The 16,139-nt window shown below is 51.8% G+C and carries 14 protein-coding genes; 7 read left to right on the top strand and 7 right to left on the bottom strand.

Features of this window, described 5'->3' with window-relative positions; translation table 11 throughout:
• Positions 1 to 51: 51 nt before the first annotated feature.
• The gene (locus tag AC6ESO_RS13085; RefSeq protein WP_494820477.1) at positions 52 to 1,107 is read right to left on the bottom strand and encodes a substrate-binding domain-containing protein; all 1,056 of its coding nucleotides are present in this window, start codon (positions 1,105 to 1,107) and stop codon (positions 52 to 54) included.
• Between the two features lie 310 nt (positions 1,108 to 1,417).
• Between AC6ESO_RS13085 and AC6ESO_RS13080 the strand changes: the two genes are divergently transcribed.
• Both AC6ESO_RS13080 and AC6ESO_RS13075 read left to right on the top strand, forming a co-directional pair.
• Positions 1,418 to 3,820, top strand: coding sequence for an alpha-L-rhamnosidase-related protein (locus AC6ESO_RS13080; RefSeq protein WP_497091716.1), 2,403 nt, complete (start codon positions 1,418 to 1,420; stop codon positions 3,818 to 3,820).
• 30 nt (positions 3,821 to 3,850) lie between these two features.
• A complete protein-coding gene (locus AC6ESO_RS13075) occupies positions 3,851 to 4,402 on the top strand; it encodes a GNAT family N-acetyltransferase (RefSeq protein ID WP_497091715.1) in 552 nt (183 codons plus the stop codon).
• 90 nt (positions 4,403 to 4,492) lie between these two features.
• Here the strand turns inward: AC6ESO_RS13075 and AC6ESO_RS13070 are convergent, their stop codons facing one another.
• The 3 genes from AC6ESO_RS13070 to AC6ESO_RS13060 all read right to left on the bottom strand — a co-directional run bounded on the left by AC6ESO_RS13070 (position 4,493) and on the right by AC6ESO_RS13060 (position 7,514).
• Positions 4,493 to 5,626, bottom strand: coding sequence for a sensor histidine kinase (locus AC6ESO_RS13070; protein ID WP_497091714.1), 1,134 nt, complete (start codon positions 5,624 to 5,626; stop codon positions 4,493 to 4,495).
• A 367-nt stretch (positions 5,627 to 5,993) separates the two neighbouring features.
• On the bottom strand, positions 5,994 to 6,590 hold the full coding sequence (locus AC6ESO_RS13065) for a DUF1349 domain-containing protein (protein WP_497091713.1): 597 nt from the start codon (positions 6,588 to 6,590) through the stop codon (positions 5,994 to 5,996).
• 51 nt (positions 6,591 to 6,641) lie between these two features.
• A complete protein-coding gene (locus AC6ESO_RS13060; protein ID WP_497091712.1) occupies positions 6,642 to 7,514 on the bottom strand; it encodes a helix-turn-helix domain-containing protein in 873 nt (290 codons plus the stop codon).
• Positions 7,515 to 7,638: 124 nt separating this feature from the next.
• Between AC6ESO_RS13060 and AC6ESO_RS13055 the strand changes: the two genes are divergently transcribed.
• The 3 genes from AC6ESO_RS13055 (at position 7,639) to AC6ESO_RS13045 (ending at position 11,627) form a co-directional block, all read left to right on the top strand.
• Positions 7,639 to 9,627: a beta-galactosidase trimerization domain-containing protein gene (locus AC6ESO_RS13055; RefSeq protein WP_497091711.1), complete on the top strand. Its 1,989-nt coding sequence runs from the start codon at positions 7,639 to 7,641 to the stop codon at positions 9,625 to 9,627.
• A gap of 147 nt (positions 9,628 to 9,774) precedes the next feature.
• Positions 9,775 to 10,608, top strand: coding sequence for a sugar phosphate isomerase/epimerase family protein (locus AC6ESO_RS13050; RefSeq protein ID WP_497091710.1), 834 nt, complete (start codon positions 9,775 to 9,777; stop codon positions 10,606 to 10,608).
• Entirely contained in the window at positions 10,605 to 11,627 is a 1,023-nt protein-coding gene (locus AC6ESO_RS13045; protein WP_497091709.1) for a zinc-dependent alcohol dehydrogenase, read from the top strand. Before AC6ESO_RS13050 ends, AC6ESO_RS13045 begins: the two co-directional genes overlap by 4 nt.
• A 213-nt stretch (positions 11,628 to 11,840) precedes the next feature.
• Here the strand turns inward: AC6ESO_RS13045 and AC6ESO_RS13040 are convergent, their stop codons facing one another.
• From AC6ESO_RS13040 to AC6ESO_RS13030, 3 genes are all read right to left on the bottom strand, one after another.
• Complete coding sequence (locus AC6ESO_RS13040; RefSeq protein WP_497091708.1) at positions 11,841 to 12,077, bottom strand: hypothetical protein; 237 nt, start codon at positions 12,075 to 12,077, stop codon at positions 11,841 to 11,843.
• A gap of 247 nt (positions 12,078 to 12,324) precedes the next feature.
• On the bottom strand, positions 12,325 to 12,960 hold the full coding sequence (locus AC6ESO_RS13035) for a GntR family transcriptional regulator (protein ID WP_497091707.1): 636 nt from the start codon (positions 12,958 to 12,960) through the stop codon (positions 12,325 to 12,327).
• Positions 12,926 to 13,783: a sugar phosphate isomerase/epimerase family protein gene (locus AC6ESO_RS13030; protein WP_497091706.1), complete on the bottom strand. Its 858-nt coding sequence runs from the start codon at positions 13,781 to 13,783 to the stop codon at positions 12,926 to 12,928. The genes AC6ESO_RS13035 and AC6ESO_RS13030 overlap by 35 nt, the downstream gene beginning before the upstream one ends.
• Positions 13,784 to 13,941: 158 nt before the next feature.
• On the opposite strand from AC6ESO_RS13030, the gene AC6ESO_RS13025 reads away from it, so the two are divergent.
• Positions 13,942 to 14,808, top strand: a complete 867-nt coding sequence (locus AC6ESO_RS13025; protein WP_497091705.1) for a phosphogluconate dehydrogenase C-terminal domain-containing protein — start codon at positions 13,942 to 13,944, stop codon at positions 14,806 to 14,808.
• A 29-nt stretch (positions 14,809 to 14,837) separates the two neighbouring features.
• The gene (locus AC6ESO_RS13020) at positions 14,838 to 15,878 is read left to right on the top strand and encodes a Gfo/Idh/MocA family protein (protein ID WP_497091704.1); all 1,041 of its coding nucleotides are present in this window, start codon (positions 14,838 to 14,840) and stop codon (positions 15,876 to 15,878) included.
• Positions 15,879 to 16,139 lie beyond the last annotated feature (261 nt).

The raw sequence follows: 16,139 nt of genomic DNA, 5'->3' as shown, positions 1-16,139 counted from the left end.
CTATAAAACAAAGGAGCTGCCATTACCGGCAGCTCCTTCTTTGCGTAATATTTATTGTTTCGTTCGTCCCCCGACATGGAGGATGGAAGCGACCAGGTTGTCATGATCCTGCTCACTCACGCCGCCCGAGAATCCGCAGGACTGTCTCGCGATAAGCTGGGTTGGAAGGATAATGGAATCTTCTTCCTTGCGTGCATTGAAGACGAGCTGGGTGGCAATTGCGCCAACCTCAAATTTAGAATGGCCGATCGTCGATAAAGCCGGCCTGATAAGAGGGGCTAGGTTAATGTTATCGAAACCGACGATGGCAATATCCTCAGGCACGCGCAGGCCTGCTTCGTGCAGGGCACGAATAGCGCCGATAGCCATCTCATCATTGGCTGCGAATATAGCATCCGGGAGCCGCTTACTTGCAATTAGCAGCTTGACTGCTTGATAACCGCCGGCTTCGAGGAAGCGCCCGTGCATCGCAATCCGCTTGGGGACGGGCAGGTCATGCTCAAGCAAAGCACGTTTGTAGCCTTCGTATCGCTGCGTATTATCGAAGGCTGCCGTCGGTCCGCTCAGAAATTCAATGTTGCGTCGCCCCAGCTTGATCAGATGCGCAACCGCATCATAGCCGCCTTGCTCATTGGTAATGAGGACATTATGTACGTAATCGCCTCTTAGCTCCCGATCGAGAACGACAATAGGGAAGGATTCGGAGGCTACTTGAAGGATAAGGCTGTCGCTGATCGCGGTTCCCATGATGATAGCGCCATCAACAAATTTTTCCCTTAAGAAACGATGTGCAGAGCTGTTCTCGCCGCCATAGGTGCTGCAGACGATTAAATTGTAATCATGTGAGGCTACAATTTCTTGGACGCCTTCAATGACTTGGCTGTAGAAAGGACCGCCAAGGTCGTTCAGGAATAGTCCGATTGTTTCACTCTTGCGTTTCTTCAAATTACGAGCAGCCCCGCTTGGACGGAAATTCAGCGCCTCTGCGGCCCGAACGACTTTACGGCGCGTCTCTTCACTGATCTTAGGCGAGTTGTTCAGTGCGTAGGAGACGGTCGAAACGGCAACGCCCGCCATCTTCGCTACATCCTTGATTGTAGCTGACATGTTATCCTCCCGGTCGAGTACGAATTTTAGATAAACGAAAAAAGAAGGCTAACAATTTCGTAATATTTAATGATTATTATAACATTTGATTCTGCAACGTGTGAATGATTATGCAGGAATAATAGGTGCCCGAGGCACATCTATCTATCCATTTATTAGCTTAAATAGATAAATTATTCGCGTATAGGGTGTTGAGAGATTGTTGCTGATGGAAACTCCGAATTTCTTTATAATGGAAGATGACAGCCTGATGGCAACTTACTTAGAGGAATGGCTAACATGAGCTATGAGAAGGAGTTGGAAACCAAGCATGGAAGAGAACCTCAATTGGCAGGCCAAATGGATCTGGCCGAGCCGTACCGGCATCGAGCAGATTGCGGGTGAGAGAGAGCCGGAGCTGGCTTATTTTCGCCGCGGTTTTCACGTTTCGGATAAGTCGGACGCTCGTTTGACTGTACGCGTTTCGGCAGACAGCCGGTATCGGATCTGGCTGAATGGAGAATCGCTTGTAAGCGGTCCGCTTAAAGGGGACATGAACACGCACTACTATGAAGTGATCGACGTGACGGACAAGCTCCGTGACGGGGAGAATGTATGGGCGGCTCAAGTCATTTACTATGCCGGTCGAACCGGACCTGCTTCCGTCTGGCGGTCAGATCGGGGAGCTTTCCTGCTGGATGGCCATTTGGCAGATGGGGCGGGCAATATACTGGAGGATGTCAGCACGGATACGCGCTGGCAGGCACTGCGTCTTGCGGCAGGAGCATTCACGTTCGAGCGGGAGACGTTTACGTTATTTATTGGCGGCGGGGAACGAGTGAATGGCAGCGAGCTGCCGATCGGATTTATGAATGCTGATTATGATGACAGCGGCTGGGCGAATGCAGTGGTCGTCAGCGAAATTATGGACGGCATGTACGGTCAATTGACGAACTGGCAGTTAACCGAACGGTCGATCCCGTTTATGCGAGAGACCCTTTGTTCGTTTGCGCGAGTTATGCAGGCGCGGAGCGGCAATCAGACATGGAACGAAGGCGATTCCCCGGAACAGGTATTCGGCGTGGTGCTGGCTCCGGGAGAGAAGCTGATTGTCGAGCTGGATGCTTCACGTATGACAAGCGGATATCCGCGCGTCCAGTTCTATGGAGGCAGAGGCGCACAGGCATCCATACTCTATGCCGAATCTTACGAGCTCCCTCCCGGTGAAGATGGTAACCGCCATAAAGGGGTTCGTGATGATAAAGAAGGCAAGGCGCTGTATGGCTTCGAAGACTTCTATTCACTTGCCGGAGTCGGCGATCCGAATACGGCTGGAAGTGAAGTGTACGAGCCTATACACCGAAGAGGGTTTCGGTTTATACGTTTGACGCTGCAGGCGGGAGATGAGCCCGTTACGCTGGCCGGTATCGACTATCGCCAAAGCGGATATCCGCTGGAGGAATTGGCGGCGTTTGATGGATCGGATCCTACATTCGCCCCGTTATGGGAAATCAGCTTAAATACACTACGCGGCTGCATGCATGAAACGTATGAGGACACCCCGTTTTATGAGCAAATGCAGTATGAGCTGGACAGCCGTCTTCAAGCGCTGTTTACTTATTCCGTAAGCGGTGATGACAAGCTTGGCCGGAAGACGATTCGCGACTTCCACAGCTCCTTGCTGCCTAGCGGCATGCTGCAAAGCCGTTATCCGTCTGTCGACAGACAGGTCATCCCGGGTTTTGCCTTGTTTTGGCTCATGATGGTGTACGATCATTACAGCCATTACGGCGATGCCGCGCTTGTGAAAGCGTATCGTCCGACGATGGATGCGGTGCTCGGCTGGTTCGAGAATCGCCGTGAGGAGAGCGGACTCGTTGGGCAAATCCCGACGGCCTATTGGTCATTCGTCGATTGGACTATGGCATGGAAGGACAATGCCGGTGCGCCGCATGCAGCACGCCGCGGTCCTCTTACGGTGTACAATCTCATGTACGCGGATGCGCTCGTTAAAGCGGCGGAGCTGAATGAGCGGACCGGACGAAGCGAAACGGGTGCGGAATACCGCGAGCGGGCAGCATCCGTACGCGATGCTGTTCGCCTTCACTGCTGGTCGGAGTCGCGGCAGATGTTCCGGGACGGTCCAGCCGTGGAAGCTTACAGCCAGCATGCTCAGATGTGGGCCGTACTCACAGGAACGGTAGTCGGAGATGAAGCAAAATCCCTGACCGTGCGGATGTTGGACGGAGAAGGAGACGGAGCTGACCTCGCGCAAATCTCGACGGCGATGTCGTACTATCTGTTCCGTGCGCTGGCGATGACGGGTATGTATGAGCGAACGTTCAAGCTGTGGGATTCATGGCGTAAACAGGTCGATCTGCATTTGACGGCTTGGGTGGAAGATCCCGTGTCGGAACGCAGTGATTGCCATGCCTGGGGAGCCCTGCCTCTCTATGAATTCCCTGCCGAAATCCTCGGCATTAAGCCGCTGACTCCCGGTTTTGCCGAAATCGACATTTCACCTGTGATCGGGCCGCTCAGTTGGGCGAAAGGAAGTACATCAACGCCGCATGGCCTTGTTGAAGTGGCCTGGCAGCACGAAGGCAGCCGCTTTACGATGCAAGTGAATGGTCCTGCAGGCATTCCGGTTGCGATCACGCTGCCAAGCGGTGAAAAAAGATCCTTCGCCGAAGCGCGGGAACTGGAAGTCGAGTGCGATTACGCGGGGAAGTAGGATGAATCGATTTCGAAGGAGCGTGAATCCTTGTTCAGCTTCACGATAAACGCGGACTTGAAATTACAAATCTTGCAGCTCCATCACGCCGATGAAATCTTCGGTGTGATTAAGAAGAACCGAGAACATATTGGCGAGTTTCTGCCTTGGGCGCTCACGACGAGCAGTGTGGATGAAGTGAAGCTGTACATTGAATATGAACTGAAGAGATTCGCCGGTAACAACGGCGTTTCGTGCGGGATCTTCTATCAAGAGCGCTACATCGGCAATATTAGCGTCCAAGATATAAACTGGAAGCATAGGAAGACTTCGATCGGCTATTGGTTGGATGCGGATTTTCAAGGGAAGGGATTTATGACGGAGGCTTGCAAGAAGATCCTCCATTATATCTTTCAAGACCTGGAACTAAACCGAGTCGAGGTTCGAGTAAGAGTGGATAATGGGAGGAGTAAAGCGATCCCGCTGCGGCTTGGATTTGTACAAGAAGGAAGCATTAGAGCGGCGGAGTATAACAAAGGAGAGTATTACGACCACCTGGTATACGGGCTGTTGAAATCGGAATGGGAAACAACCCACACGTGACATGGCACTTTATCCAAAAGAAGCCTCCTGAGCGAACCATTTCGGTTGCGTGCGGGAGGCTTCTTCCTGCTTGTTTGCTTGACTTGAGGGCTATTCGAGAAGTGCTGGAAAACGCAGCGTAAACGTAGTTTCTTTACGATTCGTTTCGAACGTGATGGTGCCGTTATTTCGTTCCACGATTTGCTTGCATATGGCGAGCCCAAGTCCGGTACCGTCTGATTTGCTCGTGACGAACGGATCGAATAAGGTAGCATGAATATCAGTCGGAATTTCCGGTCCGGTATTAATGAAGCGGATATAGATATGTGCACCGTCAGCGAACGTGAGAACCGTAATTTTGCGATGATGGATATCGGTTTCGCGCAGCGCGTCAATTGCATTATTCAGCAGATTCGAGAACACCTGAATAATGGCAAGGTTCTGGACCTCCACATGCAGATCATCCTGCAGCTTCAATGAAAGCTCGATATTCTCATTCAACAGCAGCGGATTGACGAGGAGAAGTGTTTTCTCAATGACCTCATGCAGTGGCATGAGAATGCGCTGCTCATCTGCGATCGGCTTTCGGGAGAAGCTGAGAAAGCCGGTGACTTGCATTTCGATATTCCGGAATTCATTATCAATGATGTCTAGGTATTTCTCGATGCTGCCAAGCGAGTCGGATGGAAGCGATTTGCGAATTAATACGAGGAAACCTTTGATGGACGTTAAAGGATTGCGAATCTCATGAGCCATGCTGGATGCCATTTTGCCGATTAAGTTGAGCTTGTCCGCATGAATATCCTCGATTAGTTTATCCTGCAGTTCCATTTTCCCGCGTGCATGATCGAAGAAATAGGTGTAAACCGTCGCTTGGAAGGCATCTATTCTGGAGATGATCGTTGAGATAATCTCGGCAAGCTGAGAAGCTTCGACTTGGAAAATCGATATTTTCTCGAGAAACGCTTCCCGGAAAAATAGCGAGCTTTTCAAAATATGGTCAATAGGAATGCCTTTATTAAACAGCAAGTCGCACCAGGTTCGATATTCAGCAAATATCGGATGCTCCTCAATCGGGATCCGGATATCCGAGATCAGCGTGATGTAGCGTTTGCCTTGTTCTTGAAGTTGAGGGATATCGTATTGATTGGGATACGATTGTTCCAACCGATGAATCCAGTTGTGAATAATTTCTGTCTGATAGCTCTCGAAGAATCGATTGATTTCAGTTATTTTCTCAATCATGAGTTCGCTCACTCCAGGTATTCATATTTGGAATAGGCAGGTCAAAGGGCAAATGACGTTAGAATAAGCTGCGACAACTCAAGTGGGAGAATCAACCTACGGATAACACGATTCAGATGCATCGCGGCGGTATGCTGAAAGAATATTTGAACTTATGAGATTGAGCGAGAGCTGTAGCTGAAATGGCTTGGAGAGCTGAGCGGAGTCTATCGTTCGCGGCTGTTAATCTTGAAGCCCTGGTTTATAAGCATCCAAGCCCCATGCCCACTCGTTCCGGACGAGGGGGCATGAGCTGCAGCAGTTTGATTTGCGCGATAAGCGTTCCCTCAATAATCGTGCGCGGTATTGTATCGATGGTATAAGAGCGCTATTCGGCTAGGGTCAGTTCGTCAATCTTCACGAGGCAGCCTGTCCCTTGCGGAGACTGCGCGACTACGCCTGCCAAGCAAGTAGAAGGAAGATTCATGCCAAAATACCGGATTTGCCGCCACAGCTCACCGTCCGCCGAATAGTGGAAGGAGATGCAATTCCCGTCCCGAGTTATTCGCAAGTACGGCGTCTCTACATCGACCCGCTCGGAATTGCAGTCGTCGGAGCTGCCATCCTTTGTGACAACAGACACGATAGTGGGGTATTCGCCGTTATATTCGAAGCAAAGCTTCGCCCAATTGCGGTCGTCTACCATCAGCATCAGACAGCCGGAGTCGTATTTGTGCGTCATGACGGCACTCAGTCTGGTCGTCAGCACGAAGGACCCGCTAACCGGTCTATACAGGAATGGTGCGGAGCTGACTATGTGTTTGCCAGCCGGATCCTGATAGAAGTCAGCATTCGCCGGGGCCTCAATAATGAGCTCGCCGTTCTCGCCTCGCCTCGAATGACTCGGTTCATTCAACCACTGCATCGTCTGTTCCGGCAGTTGGTCCAGCAATAAATTAGCTTCCACCATCATCCCTCGCTTCATTGGAATATTCTCTCTTACATACATTCTCCTCTTAAACGAAATGTCCTGCCCTCAGCTTAATCCTTGCCGCGATCTGCGGTAATCTCCCGGCGTCTGGCCGGTCGTTTCCCTGAACATGCGAATGAAATAATTATAGTCTTCCATGCCGATGGCCTCGGCTATGACCGGAACGGGTAGCTCGCTAGCCGCGAGAAGCCGCTTGGCTTCTTCAATCTTCAGATAACGGATGTATTGGACAGGTGTCTTGCCGGTATGTTTCTTTAGACAGCGTGCCAGATATTCAGCGTTAAAATGAAACTGCTCCTCTAGCGAAGCCGAATGAAACGGTTCCTTGATGAAGCGGGTCAAGAAATCCTCCAGCTGGCGGCTCAGTGTAAGTGAACGCGAGGGCTTCGTCGATTCTACCGTTAGCTGCTGCAGCTGCTCCAGCAATCGAGCGAGCAGCCCGTGCAGACGCGTTGCATTTTCCAAATTCAGTTTGTGCTGAATCGACAGCATTTCGCGAAGAACGGGCAGCAGCGGCTTTGGGTCGATGTTCGCCCATTTAGGTAAAAATAAGGATTGTCTGCGCGGAAGGAAATCGGCATCGGTTCCCGGTTCAAGAATGGAAGACCATGAGATTTGTTGGCTGCTCAGCGAGGCCGCAGGCAGCGGGTGATAGAAATGAATCCAATAAATCTCGGTATCCTCCTCACAAGGGCGATGACCGACGTGGGTGCGACCGGGCTCGAGCAGCAGCAGATCGCCTGCACCTACCGAATAGGGCTGCTCATCTTCCGTGATATAAATGGCGCCTTTGATCACCAGCAGCATGTCATACATGGGGAAATTACGCTTGAAATGCCGGTTTCCCGGTCGCCATATGGAATGGCCGATGGTTACGAATTGCGGAAGCGGCGGGATGGGAAGCTGCAAACATTCCATCGTGGAGGAATCTCTCCTGTTTGGTCGATTTTATGCTATAACAAGTCTATTCCATCTCTATCCTCCTGTGCAATGACTATGTAATAGTGAAGAAAGAGTGACTACGAGGATAGGGGCGAAGCGTATGCGGTTTAGACAGGTTCATCTTGATTTTCATACCTCAGAGGCAATTCCGGGCATTGGCAGTCAATTCTCCAAAGGGCAGTTCCAAGAGATGCTGCGCAAAGGCCATGTCGATTCCATTACAGTGTTCTCCAAATGCCATCATGGCTGGGCTTACCACCCGAGCGAGGCGAATGAGCGCCATCCGGGTTTGGCATTCGATTTGCTCGGCGCGATGATAGAAGCTGCGCATGAAATTGGCGTCAAGACGCCTGTCTATATTTCCGCGGGGCTCGATGAGAAGATGGCCAGACGCCATCCCGAGTGGCTGTTCCGAGATCAGGAGGATAAAACGAGCTGGGTCAAGAACTTCATGCAGCCCGGTTATCATGAGTTCTGCATGAACTCGCCTTATTTAGAGTTGCTGCTGAAACAGATCGAAGAGGTCGTTCGAGGGTATGATGCAGACGGTATCTTCCTGGATATCGTAGGCGTCCGTCCATGCTATTGCCAATATTGCGTGGCGGATCTGCGCCGCGAAGGCAAAGACCCGCGCAATGCGGAAGATGTGCTGGCTCTTGGCGAACGCACCTATGCGCATTATGGGAGAGCGGTGAAGGAGCTGATCCATGGCTTAAAGCCGGGGATGCCTATTTTCCAAAATGGCGGCCATATTCGCCGCGGCCGGCGCGACTTGGCACAGCTGAACACACATCTGGAGCTGGAATCGCTGCCTACCGGCGGCTGGGGCTATGATCACTTCCCATTGTCGGCGCGCTATTCGCAGACGCTTGGCATGCCTTATCTGGGCATGACCGGTAAGTTCCATACGTCATGGGGGGAGTTCGGCGGCTATAAGCATCCAAACGCGCTGCGTTATGAGACCGCTCTCAGCATTGCGAACGGTGCCCGCTGTTCTATTGGCGATCAGCTCCATCCGGACGGTGTTATGGATGAAGCGACTTATGAGCTGATTGGTCATGCCTACCGCGAAGTGGAGCAGAAGGAAGCGTGGTGCACGGATACCGTGAATGTGGCCGATGTTGCCTTGCTCTCTCTTGAAGCTGTCGGCGTTCACAAGACGACCGGGCAAGTGGATTTCACCGGGCATTCCGATGCCGGTGCGGTAAGGATGCTGCTGGAAGGGAAAGTTCTGTTCGATGTTATCGATATGGAAGCGGACTTCTCCGGCTATAAAGTCGTTATTTTGCCTGATGAAGTGGTGCTGAGCAGTCAGTTAGCAGCAAGTCTTAAGCGCTATCTGGAGAACGGCGGTAAGGTGCTGGCAACGGGGCGGTCAGGTTTGAAGGAAGACGGCAGCGGGTTTGGCCTCGAATTCGGCGCGAAGTGGCTGGGCGAGAACGGCTTCCAGCCGGATTATTTCCGTCCAGCGTTTGAGGTTCAGAGCCTTGGCAAGGCTGCATTTATTTTCTATGGCAAAGGTCAGCGTATTGAGCTTGAAGATGGAGCAGGCGTTGCTGTGCATGGACGGCGGGAAGATCCTTATTTCAATCGGGATGTCTTCACATTCTGCTCGCATCAGCATACGCCAAGCTCGCGCAGCGACGGTGGACCCGGCATGGTGGAAGGGCCGGATGGCATCTATATCGCTTGGAATGTCTTCGAGGATTACGGGACGAAAGGCAGCTTGATCCTGAGGGAAACGGTGCTCTACGCCCTTAATAAATTGCTGGGCGACAGGAAAACGATCGAAACCTCCTTGCCTGCGCAAGGCATTGTGACGCTGCAGCAACAGCCGGCAGAGAGCCGCTACATTAACCATTTGCTGTATGTGACACCGGTCAAACGCGGGAATGGGATTGAGATTATTGAAGATATTGTGCCAGTATTTGATACGAAGGTTTCGCTTCAATTGCAAGAAGAGGTGAAGAACGTTTACTTGGCTCCACAGCTGACAACGCTGCCGTTCGTGCAGGAAGATGGAAAGTTGGCGTATGCCGTAGATCGTCTGGAATGCCACCAGATGGTTGTGATCGATATCGTGAAGTAGAAGGATGGAATATGCAGCAGGAGCGGGGGATGGAATGCCGTTTCTGCTGTTTTTTTGCTGTTAATGATGGCGGCTTGGGAAGGATTTCGGGTTGTGACCAAGGAATATTTGCAGTAGGCAAAATATGACAGAGAGGAATGATCCCCCATGAGACTCGGAGGCCCAATACTGACTAGGGAAACGCTTGATCCGGAACGTTGGATAGCTGCACATGTGGAGCGCGGTTATACGGCTGCTTATTTTCCGGATGTGGATGATTCGGCACAAATCGAGGATTACGTTCGCGCTGCAGCTAAGGCGGACATTGTTATTGCAGAAGCGGGGGCATGGAGCAACCCGTTAAGCCAAGACCCTGATGTGCGGGAGCAGGCAATCCGCTACTGCAAGAAGAAGCTGGCGACGGCCGAACTTGCGGGGGCGCGCTGTTGCGTCAACATCGCCGGTTCGTTAGGCGAGCAGTGGGATGGACATGATCCGGCGAATTTGACAGCGGACACCTTCGAATTGATTGTTGAAACCGTCCGCGGAATTATCGATCACGTGAAACCGGAACGCACGTATTATACGCTGGAAATGATGCCTTGGATGTATCCCGATACTGTGGAGAGCTACTTGCAGCTTATTAAGGCGATTGATCGGCAGGCATTCGCTGTCCATTTGGATCCCGTCAACATTGTCACTAGTCCGCAGCTGTTTTATCGAAACGGAGCTTTGATCGAGGAGTGTTTCACCAAGCTTGGTCCTTATATTCGCAGCTGCCACGCCAAGGATATTGTGCTCGGCTCGTCGATGATGGTTCATTTGGACGAAACGCGTCCAGGGCTTGGGAAGCTGGATTATGGCCAGTATCTCCGCCAATTAGCGAAGCTGGACCGTGATGTGCCGCTCATGCTGGAGCATCTGGATAGTGACTCCGAATACCGGCAGGCTGCTGACTATATCCGAGCAACAGCGGATTCGATTGGGGTGAAGTGGGAATGACGACGTCAACAAATCGGCAGGATATTGGGCTTGTCCTAACAGGCGTTCGCCAAATCGCGCTTCAGTCGATGGATCGCGGAGCAGAGCCGCTGCAAGAGAACGAGATTATTGGTGAAACCTTGTTCACGTTAATTAGTACGGGAACGGAGCTCGCCTTGTATCTGGGGCGTGCAGATTTCACAAGCATTCCGGGGTATGCCGCTGTGTTTCGTGTGCAGGAAGTTGGCAGCGAAGTGCAAGCTTTCAGGCCCGGCGATCTGGCTTTCTGCATGGGGCCGCATCGCTCCGTGCAGCGTGTAAGCGAGAAGGAAGCGCTGCTGCTGCCGGAGGGCTTGTCCCCGGCGGCGGCCGTGTTCGCGAGAATGATGAGCGTTAGCATGTCGACGCTATCGACGACCAAGGCAAGACCGCCGCAGCAGGTGATGGTCAGCGGGCTGGGGTTGGTCGGTAATATGGCGGCGCAGCTGTTCGCGGCGAGCGGGTATTCCGTTACAGCGTATGACCCGGTTTCGTGGAAGCGGGAAGCTGCAGCCGGCAGTTTCGGTGGTGGTTCCGATGGTACTGATGGTGCCGGAGCAATGATAGCCAGTCTGCCGCCTGTGGATGATCCTGCTCAGAGAGGGCAATTCGCACTCGTCGTGGAATGCTCGGGGCATGAGCAGGCTGTACTCGACGGCTGCCGCATGGTTGGCAAGAACGGCGAGGTCGTCATGGTAGGGGTGCCATGGAGACGGCAGACCGAAGCGTATGCGCATGAGCTGCTGCAGTTTGTTTTCTACAACTATGCCGTGCTGCGCAGCGGCTGGGAGTGGGATATTCCAACGCATGCCGGAAGCGCGGTAGAACCCGGTATTTTCACGAATCTTGCAGGGGCGCTGCGATGGCTGGCTGCCGGTAAGGTGAAGGTAGATGGCTTGTACGAAGTCGTTTCACCGAAGGAAGCGGCTGCTGTCTATGAAGATTTAGCCGAGCAACGAAATCAATCGCTTGGCCTTGTGTTTGATTGGTCGCTTGTTTGAGTAGAACATGATCCACACTATAGTCCAATCATTGGCCGAATAATGAACACGGCGGCACCGCACACGGCCGAACACGTTGCAGAACACACTCACAGACACACACACAAAAACACTGCCAAACACAAAGACCAACAAACGGCCCAACACTCTGCCATTAACGCAGCATGAGCCCAATGCCTGCAACGTAGCTCAAACCCAAGACATCGCTGACTCTCAGCGTTTCTTGGGTTTCTTCTTGCCGACGGCAGACGCGGACTTTTTGCCTTTCTTGGACTTTCGGCGATTCGCGTTAACTTCTTCATCGACGACGATATCTTCTCCGTCCAGCTCTTCGTCTACTTCTTCCTCAGCCTCTGCATTCTCACCGAACTCCGGTAAAATATTGGCATCGCCGAACAGGACGGTACCATTGTTCTTCACGATGATGACTTTGCCGATCCAGCAGAACATGGCCCTGATGCCTCCTTCTGACATACTGCTGGTCTATGATATGAACCGTATAGCCTGCCCGTATTGGCGCATGTCCGTAGTTAGCAACATAAAAAAGGCAGGCTAATCGTCAATAAACTGACGTTCAGCCCGCCTTGGCTAATGTAGATCCCTAGATGAGAGAGGGACCCAGTACCTCTCTTCGCTCAATATCAATAGAAAAAGCCGCCCCCATCATCTAAACGATGACGGAAGCAGCTCCGATCCACTACAACACTAGTATCCGAGCCCCGTATGCGAGATGCTCAACCATGCGCCGACTCGCTTCTTCGGCGTTGCCCTCGAGAATGAGCTCGAAGATTTCCAAATGATCGCGATAGGACATTCCGATCCGATTCGTGTCCTTGCGTAGCACCTTCAGTGCCATCTGGAACAGCCGGTCCTGCAAATTGTCCATCATCTGCACCATCTCGGTGTTGTCATAGACGATGGCGAGGCGGCGATGGAATTCGGAATCCGCATGCGTGAATGCCAGGTAGTCATGCTGCGCGGCGGTCTGCTCCTGAATGTGTAAATTAGCGCGGAACCAAGCAATCTCATCCTGCGGGAGCTTGCGATTCGCCAGCTTTTGCACGATATGACCTTCCAGTGCGATTCGAAAATCGAAGAAATCCGCCACTCGCTGCAGCGACAATTCGGGAAGGCTCAGCCCTTTGTTAGGCGCAATGTTAAGCAGCCCTTCCGCAGCCAGCTTCTCCAGAGCGGAACGAATCGGGGTACGGCTCATCTGGAGCAGCTCCACCAAATATTTCTCCGTCAGCTGATCATTGGAATTAATCGTTCCTTCTAATATATAAGCGCGAAGCTGTTCATACGCTTTCTCTTTCAATGTTACGGTTGCCATAGTCAGTATCCTTTTCTTCCATAAAATGAATGGATTTCAAATATGCGATCGATTGCGACATCCAGCTTCGTTCGCGTGCAGCCGTCTGCTCCACGGACTCCGTGAATGGCGTCCATAATTCAAGTATAGCCGTGGCGGATGATTTGCCATGCTCCCGAATCGTTGCGCGCAGAAGCTCATAATCGAGCCGGCCTGCTCCGGCAGGTGCGCCGAGGATCGTAAAGCCGAGCTGGTGATCCGCCCGTTTAATATCAAAATCTTTAATATGCAGGTTGACCAGATAGGGAACTAACCGTTTAATGACGACATCCGGACTCTCCAGCGCGCCAAAAGAATTCACCGTATCCAAGCAGCAGCCTACAAGAGGATGGTTCAAGCTCTCAAATAATTGTACCAGTTGCTGCGTCGTATGCAACCCATGATTTTCAATGGCAAGCGCAATGTTCTCTGCTTCGAAGGCAGGGAGCACCTCGCGCAGCTGTTGTTCGGCTGAAGCCAGATCAGGAGTCGTAATGATCGTTCGCACAATAGGGGATCGCAGGGTCCGAGCGATGGCTAGATAAGCCAACAGCAATGCGGGTTCCGTTCCCCGCGTGCCAACTTCGATCGAGACGTTCTGTTCGTCAGCGACTTGCTTTAACTGCAATAGCTCTTCTGACGAAAGCGGGTGGAGCGGCAGATTGTCCGCGATTTGCACGAGATCGAGACCGCTGCTTCGCGTAAGTTTGATAAGTCCTTCGTGCGTAAGCGGTTCAGCCGGCTGCTCATAGCCGGGAATGCCAATCGACCAAGTAACAGTGAAAGAGCTAAGTCCAAGTCTCACACAGATTCCTCCCTAGCATTTGTGAACTTAGAATAACAGGTATTTTCTAGGACAGCAATAAATATATATGTATTGTATACATTTTGTATTGAATGTCCAATGTCGATCAGTTATGCTAGTTTCAACAACACTTATTCTATTAATAAGGAGCAGGATGCATGAGTATACAACCCAATGACATTACGATTGCCGTACTTGGCGCCGGGGGGAAGATGGGCTGCCGGATCACGGATAATTTGAAGCAAACGGATTATCGGCTGCTTCTATGTGAGCAAGCTGAGCATGGAATCGCCCGTATCGCCGAGCGAGGATTGTCCATCACGCCAAACGACGAAGCGCTTGCCGTAGCTGACTTCATCATCCTCGCTGTACCGGATGCGGTAATCGGACCGCTAAGCGAAAAGATCGTTTCACAGTTAAAGCCCGGTGCGACCGTCATTCTACTTGATCCGGCAGCAGCCTATGCGAATCAAGTCGCACTGCGCGATGATTGTACGTTTGTCGTTACGCATCCATGCCATCCGGCTTTGTTCGAAGAGCAGGATTCACCGGAAGCGCGCAAAGACATGTTCGGCGGCATTGCGGCGAAGCAGGATATCGTCATAGCGCTTCAGCAAGGCAGCGAGGCGAATTTCGAGATCGCGGAGCAGATTTGCATTCGCATGTTTGCGCCGGTCACGCAATGTCACCGCATAACGGTAGAGCATATGGCGCTGCTTGAGCCTGCGGCGGCAGAAGTAGTTGCGGCAGCGGCCGCTTGCATTATGAAAGAAGCGATGGATGAAGTTATCCGGATGGGCGTGCCGGAGGCTGCAGCCAGATCGTTTATGCTGGGCCATATCCAGATTCCGCTGGCGATTGCATTCAATAATGTGAATCCGTTCTCCGATGCGGCGAAGATTGCGATCAATTACGGCTACGATAAGATTTTCAAACCGGACTGGAAGCAAGTGTTTACGAAGGAATCATTAGATGAAGTGCTGCGTCTCATGCTGCATCTTGACGAGAAGCCGGCCTTGAAATAATCCATCGCCATAGAAAGGGAGATAGCTGCATGTGGAAGGTTGGACTAATCGGTACCGGCTTCTGGTCGGATAAACATCTGCAGGCGTGGAGCCGAATTCCGGGCGTTCAAATAACAGCGCTTTGCAACCGCTCACCGGAGAAGCTGATGAAGGCTGCGGAAAAATACAACATTTCTTCCGATCAATTGTACAGCCATATCGACGATATGCTCGCTCATGCGGATTTAGACATTATTGATATCGTAACGGGCGCTGAAACGCATGTTGAATTCGTTCGGAAAGCCGCGCAGGCAGGCAAGCATATCATGTGCCAGAAGCCGTTTGCGCCGACAATGGAAGAAGCAGAAGAGATGGTATCACTTGCAGAGCGCAACGGCGTGAGACTGATGGTTACGGAGAATTGGCGCTGGCTGGAGCCTTTTCAAACGATCAAAGCGGTCATCGACAGCGGCGAGCTAGGTAAGCTGCATGTGGCAAGATACATTCATACGGATTATTACACCCCGCGCATGGAGCCGGGAGCTGAACTGCCACAGCCGTTCTTCCGCACGATGCCCAAGCTGCTTTTCTACGAAATGGGCGTGCATTGGTTTGATACATGGCGGTTTCTATTTGGGACGCCGCAGCGATTGACGGCAGAACTAACGCGGGTCAGCGACCATATTATTGGGGAAGACAGCGGCATCGTCATCCTTGGCCATGCCGGGTTCTATGGATTTATGGACATGAGCTGGGCGACAAGGCAGAGGCTGGACCGTGAGCTTGGCGAGCAAGTTAGAGCTGTCCACCTGGAGCAATTTATCATTGATGGCAGCCTCGGAAGCTTGAAAATGTACACTGACGGCAAAATCACCATCGTTTCGAAGGACGGAGCTTCGGAGCGCGTAGTGAAAGAGGAAACAACACTCGATCACGAAGAGAGTCATTTCCGGCTGCAGTCGCATTTTATTGCCTGCTTGGCAAGCGGCGAGCCGTTCCAAACCAGCGGAGAAGATAACTTGATTACGCTTCGTTTGGCTTTCTCTGTCTATGAGAGTGCTGCTGAGCACAGGACGATATCGATCCCTTAATCCAGAACTGATTCGACAGATAGAAATCGAAGATTTAGTCGAATATTTCCGGGGAAATGATGGGGAGCTAATAGTACGCAAATTTACGGTCTTAAACGAGATAACCCGGAGCGGCAGCATGCTGCTTTCCGGGTTTTCTCACCTAGTAGAATCTTAGCTCACTACGAAAAAAAGGATTGACGGAATTATCCAGCTTCATTACTATATTGTTGTATACAACATACAACAAGAATGTTCACATATAGAAAGTAGGAGGTTAGC

The organism is Paenibacillus rhizoryzae (genome assembly GCF_059686995.1).
The sequence above is the reverse complement of the archived record's forward strand: the minus strand, read 5'-3'. Positions and strand labels throughout refer to the sequence as shown.

Coding starts and splice junctions, on each gene's coding strand:
- AC6ESO_RS13085 (WP_494820477.1), bottom strand. CDS start 1,107: ATGTCAGCTACAATCAAGGATGTAGCGAAGATGGCGGGCGTTGCCGTT.
- AC6ESO_RS13080 (WP_497091716.1), top strand. CDS start 1,418: ATGGAAGAGAACCTCAATTGGCAGGCCAAATGGATCTGGCCGAGCCGT.
- AC6ESO_RS13070 (WP_497091714.1), bottom strand. CDS start 5,626: ATGATTGAGAAAATAACTGAAATCAATCGATTCTTCGAGAGCTATCAG.
- AC6ESO_RS13065 (WP_497091713.1), bottom strand. CDS start 6,590: ATGAAGCGAGGGATGATGGTGGAAGCTAATTTATTGCTGGACCAACTG.
- AC6ESO_RS13060 (WP_497091712.1), bottom strand. CDS start 7,514: ATGGAATGTTTGCAGCTTCCCATCCCGCCGCTTCCGCAATTCGTAACC.
- AC6ESO_RS13055 (WP_497091711.1), top strand. CDS start 7,639: ATGCGGTTTAGACAGGTTCATCTTGATTTTCATACCTCAGAGGCAATT.
- AC6ESO_RS13050 (WP_497091710.1), top strand. CDS start 9,775: ATGAGACTCGGAGGCCCAATACTGACTAGGGAAACGCTTGATCCGGAA.
- AC6ESO_RS13045 (WP_497091709.1), top strand. CDS start 10,605: ATGACGACGTCAACAAATCGGCAGGATATTGGGCTTGTCCTAACAGGC.
- AC6ESO_RS13040 (WP_497091708.1), bottom strand. CDS start 12,077: ATGTTCTGCTGGATCGGCAAAGTCATCATCGTGAAGAACAATGGTACC.
- AC6ESO_RS13035 (WP_497091707.1), bottom strand. CDS start 12,960: ATGGCAACCGTAACATTGAAAGAGAAAGCGTATGAACAGCTTCGCGCT.
- AC6ESO_RS13025 (WP_497091705.1), top strand. CDS start 13,942: ATGAGTATACAACCCAATGACATTACGATTGCCGTACTTGGCGCCGGG.
- AC6ESO_RS13020 (WP_497091704.1), top strand. CDS start 14,838: ATGTGGAAGGTTGGACTAATCGGTACCGGCTTCTGGTCGGATAAACAT.